Here is a 15933-nt window from a genome sequence, read left to right as displayed (position 1 = left end):
TAAGAGGGAGGGGAGGAAATATGTGCGGTTGCTCCCGGACCGTCCAAGGCGTATCCAGCGTTTAACGTGTTCAACGCGCCTCCGGAGACCGTCATGACCGATAGCAGCAACGTCCTCGATCGAGTCCTCGTGCTGGAAATGGTGCGCGTGACGGAGGCGGCCGCGGTCGCGGCGTCGACGCTGACCGGGCGCGGCGACGAGAAGGCGGCGGATGCCGCGGCGGTCGAGGCGATGCGCGCCGCGCTCAACGAGCTCGACATGGACGGCACCGTGGTGATCGGCGAGGGCGAGCGCGACGAGGCGCCGATGCTGTTCATCGGCGAGAAGGTCGGCACCGGCACCGGCCCCGCCATCGACATCGCGCTCGACCCGCTGGAGGGAACGACGATCTGCGCGACCGCGGGGCCGAACAGCCTTGCGGTGCTGGCGATCGCCGAGAAGGGCGGGCTGCTCAATGCGCCCGACGTGTACATGGACAAGATCGCAGTGGGGCCGGGCTATCCGGCGGGGATCATCGACCTTGATCGTTCGCCGACCGAGAACGTCACCGCGGTCGCGAAGGCGAAGGGCGTGTCGCCGCGCGAGATCATCGTGTGCGTGCTCGATCGCCCGCGCCACGCTGACATGATCGCGGAACTGCGCGCGGTCGGATGTGGCGTGATGCTGATCGGCGACGGCGACGTGGCGGGGGTGATCGCGACGAGCGACCCGGAGACGACGATCGACGTGTATATGGGATCGGGCGGCGCGCCGGAGGGCGTGCTGGCGTGCGCGGCGCTGCGCTGCGTCGGCGGGCAGTTCAAGGGGCGGCTGCTGTTCCGCAACGACGACGAGCGGGCGCGCGCGGCGAAGTGGGGCGTCACCGACCTCGACAAGCAATACGACCTGACCGAGCTGGCGCGCGGCGACTGCATCTTCGCGGCGACGGGCGTGACGGACGGGTCGCTGCTGGCGGGCGTGAAGCGGCGGCCGGGCAAGATGACGACCGAGAGCGTCGTGATGCGCGCGTCGTCCGGCACGGTGCGCTGGGTCAAGGGCGAGCACCGGCTCGGCTAAATGCCGGCGGCGGTCCTGCTGGCGGCGATACTGGGGCTTGTCGTCTGGAATATTTGGAATGGACGCGGTTTCTCGGCGAAACTGGCGGACCTGATCGGGCGTACGTCGCGGAAGCGGGCGGTGTTCGGTTGGGCGGCGGGGACGGCGATCTATTTCGGCTGGACCAGCGTCATGGCGTTGCTGCTGATGGGGCACGGCGATGCGATCGTGACGATGCCGTTCGAGTTGCAGGTGGCGGCGTGGCGGTTGGGCCTGCCGGGGGAGGCTGCTCCGGGCGATGTGGAATGGCTGTTGTCGTGCCTGTGCGGCGGGCTGCTGCTGGGGCTTGTCGCGCTGCTGGTCCTGCGGAGGATAGGACGCACGCCGGCAGGTATTCGCTATCGCTCGCCGGCGGCGATGCGCGACGCGGGCGAGTGGCCGGGGGCGGTGGCGCTGTCGCTGGCAGCGGGGGTCGGCGAGGAGCTGTTCTTTCGGCTGACGCTGCCGCTGCTGGTGGCGATCGTGACGGGATCGGGACTGGCGGGGTTCGCGGTCGGGCTGGTCGCGTTCGGCGCGTCGCACCGGCATCAGGGTTGGGCCGGTATTCTCGCGACCGGGTTGGTCGGGGCGTTCCTGACGATGCTGTATCTTGCGATCGGGCAGCTGTGGCTGGCGATGCTGGTGCATGTCGTCATCGACCTCAACGCGCTGGTGCTGCGGCCGATGCTGTTTCCAGCGCGAGGGTGATGTTTCTGCGCTCGGGATAGAGGCGAGCGTGGGTGCGGGATGCCGATGGCGGGATCGTCCTCACCCTTCCGTCGCTTCGCTCCTCCCTCCCTCTCCCAATGGGAGAGAGATTGGTCAGTCGGCGTCGGGCTGGGCGGAGGGATGTGCTTCTGCAAACGGCGGGAGAGCGGCGGCTTTGGCTCCGGCGGCGGACAATGCGGGATAGGGTGTCGTGTCCACGCCGAACCGTGCGGCGGCATAGAGTTGGGGAACGAGGAAGCAGTCCGCGATCGTCGGCGTGTCGCCATAGGCGAAGCCGTGGCCGTATCGGGCGATCGTCGGTTCCAGTGCGGCGAAACCGGCGGTCATCCATTCCGCGATCCACGCGTTCACGGCGGCTTCGTCCGCCGCGAAGTCGGACCGCAGGCGCTTGAGGATGCGGAGGTTGTGGAGGGGGTGGATGTCCGCGCCGATCGTCGTCGCCATCGCCCGCACGATCGCACGACCGTCCGGATCGGGGGGCAGCAGCGCGGGCGTCGGATGACGCTCGTCGAGCCATTCGATGATCGCGAGGCTCTGCGTCAGGATCAGGCCGTCGACCTTTAGTGCGGGCACCAGATGCTGCGGGTTGAGCGCGGCGTAGTCCGGCGCGCTCTGGGCGCCGGTGCGCAGGTCGTGGTTGACCTGTTCGTAGGCGAGCCCCTTCAGGGCGAGGGCGATGCGGACGCGGTAGGCGGCGCTGGATCGCCAGTAGCCGTGCAAGATCACGGCAGCTTCGCCTTCGGGAAATCGGACCAGACCGCGTCATAGTCGAGCTGCGAGTGCTCCAGCGCGAAGGTCGTGGGTTTGTAAGGCCAGCAACTCTCCAGCATGAAGGCCATCGTGCCGTCGATCTTGTGCGGCTTCAGGTCGGCGGCGGACGCACCCTGCCAGCTGGCGAGATCGGGACCGTGGCCGGCCATCAGGTTGTGCAGTGACAGGCCGCCGGGCTGGAACCCCTCCGCCTTGGCATCGTACGCGCCGGTGATGAGGCCCATCGCCTCCGACATGATGTTGCGGTGGAACCAGGGCGGACGGAACGTGTCCTCCGCGACCATCCAGCGCGGCGGGAAGACGACGAAGTCGGCGTTGGCGCGGCCGGGTACGTCGCTGGGGCTGGTCAGGACGGTGAAGATCGACGGATCGGGGTGGTCGAACGACACGGTGTTGATCGCGTTGAAGCGCGACAGGTCGTAGCGCCACGGTGCGAGGTTGCCGTGCCAAGCGACGACATCGAGCGGGCTGTGGTCGAGCGTCGTCGTCCAGAGCGAGCCCATGAACTTCTGGATGACCTCAACGGTCTCGTCGCGATCCTCGAACCACGCGACCGGCGTCTCGAAATCGCGTGGATTGGCGAGGCCGTTGGCGCCTATCGGGCCGAGGTCGGGCAGACGGAACAGCGCGCCGTGATTCTCGCAGACATAGCCGCGGGTGGCCCCGTCCGGCAGCAGCGCGCGGAACCGGACGCCGCGCGGGATCAGCGCGATCTGGCCGGGCGCGATCTCGACCCGGCCGAGTTCGGTGAGGAGGTCGAGGCGGCCCTGCTGCGGCACGAACAGCAACTCGCCGTCCGCGTTCATGAACACGCGGTCGGTCATGTCGCGGTCGGCGGCATAGAGGTGGAGCGCGACACCCTCCAGATCGGCGGGGTCGCGGTTGGCGAGCATCGTCGTCATGCCGTCGATCAGGTCGGTGCCGGGACTGGCGTCGGCGATCGGGTCCCAACGCAGGCGGTTCGGCGCGAGCGGCGCGGCGGTCGTGCCGGGGGCGAGGCGCGGTGCGCCGTCGTAGGGGGCATAGGCAGGGTGCTCGGCAGTGGGCCGGAGGCGGTAGAGCCAGCTTCGCCGGTTCTCATGCCGGGGTGCGGTGAAGGCGGTACCGCTGAGCTGTTCGGCGTAGAGGCCGAATGCCGGCCGCTGGGGCGAGTTGCGGCCGATCGGGAGCGCGCCGGGGATGGCCTCGGTGGAGATGTGGTTGGCGAAGCCGGGGATGTAGTCTGGCATCTCTTGGTTCCTCCGATGGGGAGTCTCGTCCTCACCCTTCCGTCGCTTCGCTCCTCCCTCCCTCTCCCGAGGGGAGAGGGAAAGGGGGGCTTTCTTACCCTCTCCCTCTGGGAGAGGGGTTAGCTCGCGTGAGCGAGCGCGGGGTGAGGGTCTGGGCGGCGCACTCCCCACTACCCGCCGGCGCGTCAGTCGCGGCGAAGCCGCGCCTTGTGCGCCGGCTCCGCTGCGCTGGCCGGGCGCGGGCCGCGCCTGCGCGCGGCGTCCGGTCGGCGCTTACGCGTCGACCTGGATCACGCCGCGCCGGATCTGATCCAGTTCGATGCTTTCGAACAGCGCCTGGAAATTACCGTTGCCGAAGCCCTGATTGCCCTTGCGCTGGATGATCTCGAAGAAGATCGGGCCGACCATGTTCTCGGTGAAGATCTGGAGCAGGATGCCCTCGTCGCCGACATTGCCGTCGATCAGGATGCGGTTGCGCTTCAGGCGGTCGAGGTCTTCGCCGTGGCCGGGGACGCGCTTGTCGACCAGTTCGTAATAGGTCTCGATCGTATCCTGCAACCGCACGCCGCGGGCGCGGAGCTTTTCGACGGTGTCGAAAATGTTCTCGGTCGTCAGCGCGAGGTGCTGGATACCCTCACCCTGATATTCGCGGAGGAACTCCTCGATCTGGCTGTTGTCGTCCTGCGACTCGTTGAGCGGGATGCGGATCGCGCCGTCGGGGGCGATCATCGCCTGAGAGAACAGGCCGGTCGCCTTGCCCTTGATGTCGAAATACTTCTGCTCCTGAAAGCCGAAGAGGCGGCCGTAGAAGCTGGACCATGTCCGCATTTCGCCGCGACGGACATTGTGGGTCAGGTGGTCGAGCATGTCGAGACCGACGTTGTTCGCGGCCTCCGCCTCGGCGGCACCCTCGACCGGCGTCCAGTCGGCGTAGAGGTCCGCGCCGGCCTTGACGAGATACAGATACGATCCGCCGATGCCCTCGATCACGCAGGCCTCGTCGCCCAGCGTACCGCGCGCGGCGTCGACGGCCTGCGCGCCTTCCTCGATGGCATGCGTGTAGGCCGATTGCGGGTTGGCGACGCGGAACGCCATGCCGCTGGCGGACGGCCCGTGCGCGGCGCGGAAATCGGCGGACTGGCCGGCCGATTCGCGGTTGAGCAGCAGGTTGATCCGGCCTTGCTTGTAGCGGACCACGTTCTTGGACGGATGCCGGTGCGCGGCGACGAAGCCCATCGCCTCGAACTGCGCGGCGAGTGCGTCGGGGTCGGGCGAGGTGAACTCGCAGAACTCGAAACCGTCGAGGCCCAGTGGGTTAGCCGTCGCGGTGGTCTCGTGGGAAGTGTTCTCGGGTGCCAAGGTCGCCATCGTCCGCTCCAAATCCGGTATCAATTGATACCAAGCTGCCGGATTGCGGAACCGGTGTCAAATGCTACGATCTCGGGAATGGACGAACCGACGCTGCGCCTCGACGAATTCCTGCCGTTCCGGCTGTCCTATACGTCGAACCTCGTCAGCGAGACGGTGGCGCAGATCTATATCGCGCTGTTCGACCTGCGCATTCCGGAGTGGCGGATCATCGCGGTGGTCGCCGAGCATGACGGGATCAGCCAGCAGGCGATCGGTGCGCGGACGCGCATGGACAAGGTTACCGTCAGCCGCGCGGCGATCGCGCTGACCGGGCGGGGGCTGCTGGAACGGGCGGCAAATCCGGACGACAAACGCTCACATCTGTTGGTGCTGTCGGCGGCGGGGCGGGCGCTCTACGCCGATGTCGCGCCCAAGGCGCTGGAGGTCGAGCGATCGATCTTCGCGGCGTTCGAGGCGGGGGAGCTTGAGGCGTTTCGCGCGACGTTGCGGCGGATCGATGCGGTGGTCGCGGGGATGGGGGCGGGGTTGCCGGTGGGCGTGGGAGAGTAGGTGGGTGCGCTCCCGCGATGACTGGCGACCACTTCAACCCGTCATCCCAGCTTCCGCTCGGATGACGGACGTGATGATTCATTCGGGCGATGAGCCGGTGAGAGGTCAGCGGCCCTCGTTCACGGCATTGATGATGGCCTTGCCATATGCGGTCTTCTTGAAGACCTCGCCTCTGGACCGTGCCTGATCGGCGGAGATGAAGCCTTGCTGGAAGGCGATTTCCTCGAGGCAGGCGACCTGGATGCCCTGGCGGTGCTGAATGGTGCGGACGAACTCGGAGGCTTCGAGGAGCGAGTCGTGGGTGCCCGTGTCGAGCCAGGCATAGCCGCGGCCCATCTGTTCGACGAACAGGTCGCCGGCCTGCATGTAGAGGCGGTTGAGGTCGGTGATCTCGAGTTCGCCGCGGGGCGAGGGTTTCAGGTCGCGGGCGAACTGGACGACGCGGTTGTCGTAGAAATACAGGCCGGTGACCGCGTAGTTGGACTTTGGCGCGGCGGGCTTCTCCTCGAGGCTGATGGCGCGGCCCTTGTCGAGTTCGACGACGCCGTAGCGCTCCGGATCGTCGACGCGGTAGGCGAAGACGGTCGCGCCTTCGGTGCGTGCGACGGCGCTGGCGAGCAGGTCGGTGAGATGCGCGCCGAAGAAGATGTTGTCGCCGAGCACCAGCGCAACGTTGTCGTCGCCGATGAAGTCCGCGCCGATCGTGAACGCCTGCGCGAGCCCCTCGGGCCGGGGTTGCTCGGCATACTGGATGGTAAGGCCGAGCAGCGAGCCGTCGCCGAACAGCTGGCGGTAGTTGGGCAGATATTCCGGCGACGAGATGATCAGCACGTCGCGGATGCCGGCGAGCATCAGCACCGACAGCGGATAGTAGATCATCGGCTTGTCGTAGACCGGCAGCAGCTGCTTGTTGATCGCCAGCGTCGCGGGGTGGAGCCGGGTGCCGGAGCCGCCGGCGAGGATGATGCCCTTCATGCGGGTACTCCCAGGAGTTCGTCGAGGATGTCGGAGAGCGCCGCCTGCCAGTCGCGCGGGCGGATGCCGTAGGCGCGTTCGATGGCGCTGTGGCCGAGCAGCGAATTCATCGGCCGGCGCGCGGGCGTCGGATAGTCCGCGGTCGCGATCGGCTGGACGGCGGGGGAGGGGCCACCGCGCAGGGCCGCCTGCCGGAAGATCTCCTGTGCGAAGCCGGCCCAGCTGGTCGCGCCGGCGTTGGAGAAGTGGAAGGTGCCGACGGGCGCGTCCGGGTCCTCGACCAGCCGCACCGCGATCGTCGCGAGTGCCGCGGCGAGATCGGTCGCCGAGGTCGGGCTGCCATGCTGGTCGGCGACGACCGACAGGGTGGGGCGGTCCGCGCCGACGCGCAGCATCGTCTTGATGAAGTTGTGCCCGGTCGCGCTCACGACCCACGCGGTGCGGACGATGACGTGGCGCGCGGTGCCGGTGCGGACCGCGAGCTCGCCGCCCAGCTTGGACGCGCCGTAGACGTTGGGCGGTGCGACCGCATCGTCGACCTCCCAGGCCCCGTCCTTGTCGCCCGGAAAGACATAGTCGGTCGATACCTGCACCAGCGGGATGTCCGCCGCCTTGCAGGCCGCAGCGAACGCGGCGGGCGCCAGCGCGTTGACCGCCCAGGCGGTGACGAGGTCGTCCTCGGCCTTGTCGACCGCGGTGTAGGCGGCGCCGTTGATCACCGCGGCGAAGGGCTGGCCATCGTGACCGGCCGCGACCTTTGCCGAGATGGCGGCGGTGTCGGTCAGGTCGAGATCGGCCGCGTCGCTGGTGACGACGTGGTACCCTTCGGGCCAGACATGCTTGGCGAGCGCGGTGCCGAGCTGGCCACCGCCCCCGGTGACGAGGATAGAGCGCATCAAGCGGCGAGGCCGCGGCGCTGGTCGGCCTGCCGCTCGTCGACGATCGCGCGCCACCACGCCTCGTTGTCGAGGTACCAGCGCACCGTCCTGGCGATGCCGGTCTCGAACGTCTCGGCAGGCTCCCAGCCGAGTTCGTCGCGGATGCGCGAGGCGTCGATCGCATAGCGCGCGTCGTGGCCGGGGCGGTCGGCGACGAAGCCGATCTGCTTGGTGTAGCTCTCGCCGTCGGCGCGCGGGCGCAGATCGTCGAGGATGGTGCAGATCGTTTCGACCACCGACAGGTTGGTCTTCTCGTTGTTGCCGCCGACATTGTAGCTGCGACCCGGCTGCCCGCGCTCGAACACCGCGCGCAGCGCGCGGACGTGATCCTCGACGTAGAGCCAGTCGCGCACGTTGGCGCCGCGGCCGTAGACGGGCAGCGTCTCGCCCGCGAGCGCCTTGACGATCATCAGCGGGATGAGCTTCTCGGGGAAGTGGTACGGCCCGTAATTGTTCGAGCAGTTGGTCACCACCACCGGCAGGCCGTAGGTGTGGCCCCAGGCGCTGACGAGATGGTCGGAGCCTGCCTTGGACGCCGAATAGGGCGAGCGCGGGTCGTAGGGCGTGTCCTCGGTGAACAGCCCCTCGTCACCCAGCGAGCCGTAGACCTCGTCGGTGGAGATGTGGTGGAAGCGGAAGCGTGCACGCGCGTCCTCGTCCAGGCCCGACCAGTAGGTGCGCGCGGCATCGAGCAGCGTGAAGGTGCCGACGATGTTGGTCTGGATGAACGCACCCGGCCCGTCGATTGAGCGGTCGACATGGCTCTCTGCGGCCAGATGCGTGATGACGTCGGGGCGGAACCCGGCCAGCGTCTGCGCGACCAGTTCGGCGTCGCCGATGTCGCCCTGCACGAAGCGGTAGCGCGGGCTGTCGGACACCGCCTCGACGGTCGTCAGCGTGCCGGCATAGGTGAGCTTGTCGAGGTTCAGGACCTCGTGGTCGCTGTCCGCGATGAGGTGCCGGACGAGCGCCGAGCCGATGAAGCCGGCCCCGCCGGTGACGAGTACGCGCATGGAAGTGACCTCAGGAAAGCGGCGCCAGCGGGCGGCCGTCATAGGAAAAGGGGCTGTCGAACGCGGCGAGCACGGGCTGGGCCGCGTCCTTGGCCGAGAGCTCCGGCGTCGTACCGGCGGGGATGGGCCAGGCGATGCCGCAGCTGTCCCACGCGATGCCGCCGTCGCACTCGGGCGCGTAGAGGTCGGAGCATTTATACGCGACCTCGGTATCGGGCTCGAGCGTCAGGAAGCCGTGCGCGAAGCCGACGGGGACGAACAGCTGGTGGCCGTTCTCCGCCGACAGCTCGGCCCCCACCCACTGGCCATAGGTCGGCGAGCCTGCGCGCAGGTCCACCGCGACGTCGAAGATGCGCCCGCGCAGGCAGCGCACCAGCTTGTCCTGCGCATGCGGCGGGGTCTGGAAGTGCAGGCCCCGAAGCGTGAACGCGGGCACCGACAGCGAGTGGTTGTCCTGCACGAACCGGCACGCGATGCCGGCTTCCGCAAAGGTGCGCTCGTTGTACACTTCCATGAACCAACCCCGCGCATCGCCGTGGCGCTTGGGACGGATCAACTGGACGGGATTGGTCATCGGTGCGGCATACCCCCGGATGGCTGCGTTCGCGCGACGCTTAGACTATCCGGCGCGCCGGAGAAACGTCCTCAGCCAGAAAGTGGGCGGCCGTCTTTCGTTCGCGCGACGGTAATGACGCACATGTAGCGGTACACGGGGTGCGCGCCGCACGAGACGCCGGCGTAGCGGATGCTGTCGTCGAAGATCAGCGTGCGGTGGCCGCGATCGGCTACGCCGTCGTCGACTACCAGTTGTCGCACCACATCGGCGGCGTCTTCGGAGCCGTAGGCGATGACCTCGCCGACATACTGGCCGCCGCCGCGCCGCCGGACGCGGTCGCCGGGTGTGCTGCCGTCCGGACCGTCATGCCCCACGGCGCCGTCGCGTTGCTGTTCGACCTGGTGATCGTTGGCGGCGGCAGCGAGCGCGACGGCGGGGGAGAGCGGCGCGCGGCGGTTGTGGCGGACGACGAACTCGATCGCCTCGTCGACGGGGGCGACCCCCTCGACCGTCAGATAGCGGTTGGCGGTGGCGGGGCTGACGATCACCCGGTCGCGATAATAGCCGCGATACGCCCGCAGCGACTCGGCATAGCGGACCGGATCGGTCCGGGCCCGGTTGAGCTCGGCGAGCACGTCGATCGCCATCCGCTGCTCCAGCGGCAGGACGGACGTGAAGGAGGCATGCAGGGCGACGATGAGCGGCAGCAGCGGCATGGCGATTCCGTGGTTGCGACCGACGGAATGGCTTCCCGTCGCATCCCGAATGGAACCGGACCGTTGAAAACGTTGCGAACAGGGCTGGTGAACGTGATTCTAACCAGGTTTTTGCCCAGGTGTCTGCGTCGTTTTGCACCATGGCGCGTTGCAACGGGAGGCGAATGATTTTGACATATATTAGGGCTCGGCGCATGGTCGAGTTTGGGAGGATGTGGGTTGGCCCTGTCGCTTTTGTCCAAGGCTGCTTTGTGCGTATGCCCGCCCGCCCTGATGGCGACGGCGGTCGCGACCGTGCCTGCCGCCAAGCGGGCGGTCCATCACGCGACGGCGCCCAAGCCGAAGGCGGCGGCGCGTCCGGCCAAGCGGGCGGTCGAACAGCCACGTCTGGTGCGTGCATCGATGCCGCCGCGCGAATTCATTTGCGATCCGATTCTCGGGCCCGGCAGCGGCATCATCAGCGCGCCGATCGTACCGCTGGTCAGCTTCGCATCGCCCATCCCGGATGAGCCGATCGTCGGACTAGGGTCGCCGGGTGGCGCGACCGCGACTCCGATCGTGCCGGCTGGCTTCACCCCGATCGGTGCTCCCGGCGGGGGTGGTGGTGGCGTGATCGTTCCGCCGACACCCACGCCGACGCCGGAGCCGACCGTGGTTCCGACCGCTACGCCGACCGTTGCACCGACGCCGGGACCGACGGACGCGCCGACTCCCGAACCCACCGTCGCGCCGACGCCGGAGCCGACCGTCGGTCTACCGGGGACGCCCCCGGTGGGCACCGTGCCGGAACCGTCGGTGTGGCTGATGCTGATCCTGGGCTTCGGCCTGCTCGGAGCCGGGCTGCGGCATCGGCGCAACGGCCGCATCACCGCGCGGGGACTCGCCCCGCAGGTCGTCGCTGCCGGCGCATTGTGGGCCGGCGCCACGCCGATCGCTGCGGGCGACATGGCGGCGACGCTGGCGACGCAAGCGGCGGCCCAATCGGCTGGCACCGGTCTGGCGGGTAAGCTGATGCTGTGCGTCTGCCCGGCCGTGCTGACCGCAGGGACGGTGATGACGGTGCCCCCGGTTCGCAACGCCGTCCACACGGCGACGAGCCCCGCGGGTTTCCGGCCGATCCGCAACCTCTGCGTCGAATCGCCCGCACCGGTCGAGGGACCGGCGCCGTTCGTCGGGGCGGTCACGCCTCAGGAACCGGCCGCCGGTTGACGTTCTCTTGCTGCTGTAAGGCAGGAACGTCACCGGCTTAACGATTGCTCAACCCTAACACGTCATCGTGGCCTTCCCTTACGAAGGCACCGATGATGATGGCACCGCGTCAAGCGCCCGATCCGCGAGCAATGCCCGCCACGGGACCGGCCGATGCCGTTCCGGCCGAATATGATGCCGGCGGACAGATCGCCGACCTTCAGGCGGAGATCGAACGGCGCATGCGCGCCGACCTCCGTCTGCCGTCGCCCGACATTGGCGCGGACCGGGTCGAGGCAGCGATCCAGCGTTTGTCGGTCGCGGGCGGGTATCTGGCACTCGGGGCCGGATACGTCGCTGCGGCGGCCGCCTGGTTCTATCTGGCATGATCCCGTAATAACGATGAGCCGGGGCAGCGTCGTGCTGCGCTGCAAAATACACGAGTGCTCTGCGCTGTTCAGCTTTGGCACGATCTGCTAATGCTATGGCCAATTCGAGCCGCGATGACAGGCCCGGATGAGCGTACAGGGACATCCCGGACTCGCCATGTGGGCCGTGGGCAGGGGTATGTAGACGATGAACGCCGCGTCGCGTGCTATAGAAGGGACGCCCATCGACAGTGCGGAAACGCCGATGTCGATGATGTCGCGCCAGGCACGCCGCTACCGCTATTATGCAGCGCTGGCGGTATCCGACATAATGGCAATTTTCCTCGGCTTCGAGATCGGCGGCATGCTCCGCGCCACGACCCCCTACACCAACGGTTTTCTGCTGGCGACGATGACCGCGCCGATCTTCCTGTTCTTTGCTTTCAACAACGGCTCGTACGGCAATCAGGCACTGATAGACTGGCGCACCGGGTTGCAGCGTGCAATCATGGCCCTGTTCGAGGCGCTGGCGCTCGTCCTGTTCGTGGCGTTTTTCCTTCAGACGAGTTCCGTCGTGTCGCGGCTGGTGTTCGGCACCGGATCCGCGCTGAGCCTGATGTTCCTGATCGGCGGGCGGTGGCTGCTGCACCGACGCGTGCGGAGCAGGCTTGCGACGATGCGCAGCGAGCTGGTGATCCTCGACCGTTGCGAGATTGATCCGATCCCCGGCGCGCATGTGATCGATGCCGATGCGTTCGGACTGCGGCCGGACCCTCGCGATCCGATGATGCTGAACCGGCTGGGCTCGATCGTCCGCGGCGCGGATTATGTCTTCGTCTGCTGCCGCCTCGAAGATCGCGCCCAGTGGGCGCATCTGCTAAAGGGTACGGATGTACCGGCGCACGTGATGGCGCCGGAATTCGATCAGATGGGTGCGACGCGGCTCGGACGGTTCCACGGTCATCCGACGATGCAGGTGTCGACCGGCGTGATGAACCTGCGCGACCGTTTCATGAAGCGGACGATGGATCTGGTGCTGACGGTGCCGGCAATCGTCGTGCTGACGCCGGTGCTGCTGGCGATCGCCCTGGCGATCAAGCTCGACAGCTCCGGGCCGGTGCTGTTCAAGCAGCAACGGCTGGGGCGTGGCAACCGGCTGTTCGAGCTGTACAAATTTCGGTCAATGCGGACGGAGACGTGCGACGCGAACGGCGACGCGTCTACGGCGCGCAACGACACGCGGATTACGCGGGTCGGCAGGATCATCCGCGCGACCAGCCTCGACGAACTGCCGCAGTTGATCAACGTTCTGCGCAGCGACATGAGCCTGGTCGGACCGCGCCCGCACGCATTGGGCTCGCTCGCCGGGCTGGAATTATTCTGGGACGTCGATCAGCGGTACTGGCACCGGCATGCGCTGAAGCCCGGCATCACGGGACTGGCGCAGGTGCGGGGCCACCGTGGTGCGACGTTGAAGCGGGACGACCTGATCAACCGGTTGCACTCGGACCTCGAATATTTCGAGCGCTGGACGCTCTGGCGAGACATCGGCATCCTGCTGTCGACGGCCAAGGTCGTGGTGCATCGCAACGCGTTCTGAGAGTTGAGGGATGGTTGATCCCGTAAGCCGGCGGGCTCGATCCTTGCGGTGATCGCTGCCGCGGTTTTTCGTCTGGTTCGAACTGGATGATACGCGTCCTGCTGTGCTGGGATTCTGAATCCTCGCTTTTCCCGGCAGGCTTTATCTCACCGGTTCTCGCGCCTGACCTGTTCGATACTGATCGCGTTCGTTTGGGGCCGGGGCTTGCCCGGCATACTGTGTGCTCCCGCGGAGCCGGGAGCCCAGTACTGGGTCCCCGGCTTAGCGGGGACACATGCCGTGAGGCAAGGGGATGAGCACCAACTTGTTCAGGGGCTGGAGCAAGCGGCTTGATGGTCGTCGACCCCCGCCGCTTGCGCTAGGCTTGTCAAAGCCCCCCCGAGCGCTGTCGCGGTTTGCTTCCGGGGTTGTGGTGTCGAACGTCGGCCTAGCGGGCTTCGAACGCCTGCAATGCCCGTCCTGCTGCGCCGGGCATCTGGATCGTCGGGTTTTCCCGGCAGGGCTTCATCTCACCGGTTTTCACTCTGACCTGTTCGATACTGATCGCGTTCGAATGGGGCGGGGACTTGCCTGGCATCCTGTGTGCTCCCGCGGAGGCGGGAGCCCAGTACTGGGTCCCTGCCTCGCGGGGACAAATGACGTGAGGCAAGGGGATGAGCATCCGCTTGTGCAGGGGTTTGGGGCATCTGGCTTGATGGTCATCCACCCCTTCCGCTTGCGCAAGGCTTGTCGAAGCCTCTCCGCGCGCTGTCGAGGTTTGCTTCCGGTGTTGTGGTGTCGAACGCCGGCACAGCGTGATTTGAAGTGCGTACCCTCCTGCTGCGCCTGGTATCCGGGTCGTCGGGTTTTCCAAGCAGGCTCCTTTTCACCTGTTCTCACCCCTGACTTGTTCGATGCTGATCGCGTCGCATCGGGCGGCGATCTGCTCGGCATCCTGCGTGCTCCCTCGGAAGCGGGAGCCTAGTACTGGGTCCCCGCCTTCGCGGGAACACATGAAGTCTGCGTGAATCACAGGGATGAGCCTCCGCTTGTGCAGGGGTCTGGGGCATCTGGGTTGATGGTCATCCACTCCTGCCGCTTGCGCTAGGCTTGCCGAAGTCGGCCGGAGCGGTGTCGCGGTTTGCATCCGGTGTCGTGGTGTCGAATGTTGGCAGAGCGCGTTCGAAAGGGGGTAATGCTCGTCCTGCTGAGCCGGGCATCCGGATCGTCGGGTTTTTCTGGCACGCTGCATCTCACCTGTTCTCGCCCCTAACCTGTTCGATGCTGATCGCGTTCGAGTGGGGTGGCGATTTGCCCGGCATCCCGTGTGCCCCCGCGATGGCGCGAGCCCAGGACTGGGTCCCCGCTTTCGCGGGGAGACGTGATCGCTCTGTGTCGGAAGGGGGCGGCACTGACTTGTTTCGTGGTCTGGAGCATGTCGTTCGACGGTCATGCATCCCCAGCGGACGTACCGTCGCGCAAATGGCCGCCGGACTGGAGTCCGACGGCCGTTGAGGGTCCGGTCGAAGCGGATCAGTTCTCGCGGAAGGCGCGGCTGAGCTGATCGCGGAGGGGTTTGGTGATGTAGGACAGGAGTGAGCGGTCGCCGGTCTGGACGAACGCGTCGACGGGCATGCCGGGGACGAGCTTGAGGCTGCCGAGGCGCTGCAACTGGCCCGGCGCGATCGCGAGTTCGACCTTGTAGAAGGCGCTGCCGGTGCGTTCGTCGGTGGTGCGCTCGACGGCGACGCGTCGTAGCATGCCGTCGAGTTGCGGCGTCGTCTGCTGATTGAATGCGGTGAAACGCAGCGTCGCGTGCTGGCCAATATGGAGCTGGTCGATGTCCGCGGGGCTGACCTTCGCCTCGATGACCATGCGGTCGGCGTCGGGGACGATCGAAACGATCGTTTGCGCCGCCGGGACGACGCCGCCGATCGTGCTGTAGCCCAGATCGCTGACCACGCCGTCGCTCGGTGCGCGCAGGAGCGAACGATCGAACGTGTCGCTGGCCGAAACGTGGCGCACCTGCTGGTCGCCGAGTTTAGTGATGACGTCGGCCAGCTCGGTCGCGGCCTGACTTCGGGCGTCCTGACTGAGTTGGATCGACGCCTGACGCAGTTCGGCGATGTGCGCCCTGATCTGGGCGATCTGGGCGCGAAGGGAGGCAGCGCCGCCGTCGAGTTCGACCGCGGTACGCTCCAGCTGGTTCATACGCGCGACGGTCACGAGGTTCTTGGCGTACAGGGCGCGGACGCCCTCGCGCTCCGGCTCGATCAGCGCGGACTGGCGGTGAGAGGCGGCGACCTGCGCTTGCAGCCCCGCGATCTGCTCGTTCGCCTGACGCACGCGCTCCACGAACTGCGCCTGCTGACCGGCGCGCGCCTGTTGGCGGAGGCGGAAGAGGCGGGTTTCCTCGACCATTGCCGCTTGCGCGTCGGCCGCGGTGCTGGCGGTGAGTTCGGCGGGATAGTTGATCGACGACAGGCCGTCGCGCTCCGCCGTCAGGCGCGCGCGGGCGGCGAGCAGCTGGTCGTAGGTCTGCGCCGACGTGCTGGCGCTGACCCCGGCAACCGTCGTGTCGAGGCGCATCAATGGCTGGCCGCGCTTCACCCGGTCGCCGTCGCGGACGTACACCTGCGCGATGACGCCGCCGGTCGGATGCGCGATCTTCTTGACCTTGGAGGCGACGGAAACTTCGCCATAGCCCATCACCGCGCCTGTGATAGGCACGAAGGCGGCCGCGGCGACGAGGCCGGCGGCGAGGACGCCCACCGCCGCCATGCCGAAGCGTACGGTGCGGCCGACATCGGCTTGCGGATCGTCGAACAGCGACAGCTCGCGCTCGGCGACGAAGGGGACGGGATATTGATAGGACAC

At 67.4% G+C, this 15933-nt stretch carries 15 protein-coding genes; 6 read left to right on the top strand and 9 right to left on the bottom strand.

Features of this window, described 5'->3' with window-relative positions:
* The first annotated feature begins 93 nt into the window (after positions 1-93).
* Positions 94-1056 (top strand): class II fructose-bisphosphatase, encoded by a 963-nt coding sequence (gene glpX, locus AC0CH8_RS05160; RefSeq protein WP_204195011.1) that lies wholly within the window; start codon positions 94-96, stop codon positions 1054-1056.
* Positions 1057-1782 carry a CPBP family intramembrane glutamic endopeptidase gene (locus AC0CH8_RS05155; RefSeq protein WP_465238975.1) on the top strand — a complete coding sequence of 242 codons (726 nt, stop codon included), beginning with the start codon at positions 1057-1059 and terminating at the stop codon, positions 1780-1782.
* Positions 1783-1896: 114 nt separating this feature from the next.
* On the opposite strand, the gene maiA is transcribed toward AC0CH8_RS05155, so the two are convergent.
* The 3 genes from maiA to hppD form a co-directional block, all read right to left on the bottom strand.
* On the bottom strand, positions 1897-2529 hold the full coding sequence (maiA, locus tag AC0CH8_RS05150) for a maleylacetoacetate isomerase (protein ID WP_465238974.1): 633 nt from the start codon (positions 2527-2529) through the stop codon (positions 1897-1899).
* Complete coding sequence (hmgA, locus tag AC0CH8_RS05145; protein WP_465238973.1) at positions 2526-3803, bottom strand: homogentisate 1,2-dioxygenase; 1278 nt, start codon at positions 3801-3803, stop codon at positions 2526-2528. Before hmgA ends, maiA begins: the two co-directional genes overlap by 4 nt.
* Before the next feature lie 273 nt (positions 3804-4076).
* Complete coding sequence (gene hppD / locus AC0CH8_RS05140) at positions 4077-5171, bottom strand: 4-hydroxyphenylpyruvate dioxygenase (RefSeq protein WP_465238972.1); 1095 nt, start codon at positions 5169-5171, stop codon at positions 4077-4079.
* 78 nt (positions 5172-5249) lie between these two features.
* Between hppD and AC0CH8_RS05135 the strand changes: the two genes are divergently transcribed.
* Positions 5250-5723, top strand: a complete 474-nt coding sequence (locus AC0CH8_RS05135; RefSeq protein ID WP_465238971.1) for a MarR family winged helix-turn-helix transcriptional regulator — start codon at positions 5250-5252, stop codon at positions 5721-5723.
* Positions 5724-5828: 105 nt separating this feature from the next.
* On the opposite strand, the gene rfbA is transcribed toward AC0CH8_RS05135, so the two are convergent.
* The 5 genes from rfbA to AC0CH8_RS05110 all read right to left on the bottom strand — a co-directional run bounded on the left by rfbA (position 5829) and on the right by AC0CH8_RS05110 (position 9921).
* Positions 5829-6698 (bottom strand): glucose-1-phosphate thymidylyltransferase RfbA, encoded by an 870-nt coding sequence (rfbA, locus tag AC0CH8_RS05130; RefSeq protein ID WP_465238970.1) that lies wholly within the window; start codon positions 6696-6698, stop codon positions 5829-5831.
* Positions 6695-7594, bottom strand: coding sequence for a dTDP-4-dehydrorhamnose reductase (gene rfbD / locus AC0CH8_RS05125; protein WP_465238969.1), 900 nt, complete (start codon positions 7592-7594; stop codon positions 6695-6697). Before rfbD ends, rfbA begins: the two co-directional genes overlap by 4 nt.
* Entirely contained in the window at positions 7594-8649 is a 1056-nt protein-coding gene (gene rfbB, locus AC0CH8_RS05120) for a dTDP-glucose 4,6-dehydratase (protein ID WP_465238968.1), read from the bottom strand. The genes rfbD and rfbB overlap by 1 nt, the downstream gene beginning before the upstream one ends.
* Before the next feature lie 10 nt (positions 8650-8659).
* A complete protein-coding gene (gene rfbC, locus AC0CH8_RS05115; RefSeq protein ID WP_465238967.1) occupies positions 8660-9223 on the bottom strand; it encodes a dTDP-4-dehydrorhamnose 3,5-epimerase in 564 nt (187 codons plus the stop codon).
* 71 nt (positions 9224-9294) lie between these two features.
* Positions 9295-9921 (bottom strand): CAP domain-containing protein, encoded by a 627-nt coding sequence (locus tag AC0CH8_RS05110; RefSeq protein WP_465238966.1) that lies wholly within the window; start codon positions 9919-9921, stop codon positions 9295-9297.
* 273 nt (positions 9922-10194) lie between these two features.
* Between AC0CH8_RS05110 and AC0CH8_RS05105 the strand changes: the two genes are divergently transcribed.
* From AC0CH8_RS05105 to AC0CH8_RS05095, 3 genes are all read left to right on the top strand, one after another.
* Positions 10195-11130 carry a PEPxxWA-CTERM sorting domain-containing protein gene (locus tag AC0CH8_RS05105; RefSeq protein ID WP_465238965.1) on the top strand — a complete coding sequence of 312 codons (936 nt, stop codon included), beginning with the start codon at positions 10195-10197 and terminating at the stop codon, positions 11128-11130.
* Between the two features lie 131 nt (positions 11131-11261).
* Positions 11262-11498 (top strand): hypothetical protein, encoded by a 237-nt coding sequence (locus tag AC0CH8_RS05100; protein WP_465238964.1) that lies wholly within the window; start codon positions 11262-11264, stop codon positions 11496-11498.
* A 244-nt stretch (positions 11499-11742) separates the two neighbouring features.
* The gene (locus AC0CH8_RS05095) at positions 11743-13077 is read left to right on the top strand and encodes a sugar transferase (protein WP_465238963.1); all 1335 of its coding nucleotides are present in this window, start codon (positions 11743-11745) and stop codon (positions 13075-13077) included.
* A 1512-nt stretch (positions 13078-14589) separates the two neighbouring features.
* Here the strand turns inward: AC0CH8_RS05095 and AC0CH8_RS05090 are convergent.
* On the bottom strand, positions 14590-15933 hold the full coding sequence (locus tag AC0CH8_RS05090; RefSeq protein ID WP_465238962.1) for an HlyD family type I secretion periplasmic adaptor subunit: 1344 nt from the start codon (positions 15931-15933) through the stop codon (positions 14590-14592).

The sequence above is a fragment of the Sphingomonas sp. AC435 genome, assembly GCF_979253005.1.
The sequence above is the reverse complement of the archived record's forward strand: the minus strand, read 5'-3'. Positions and strand labels throughout refer to the sequence as shown.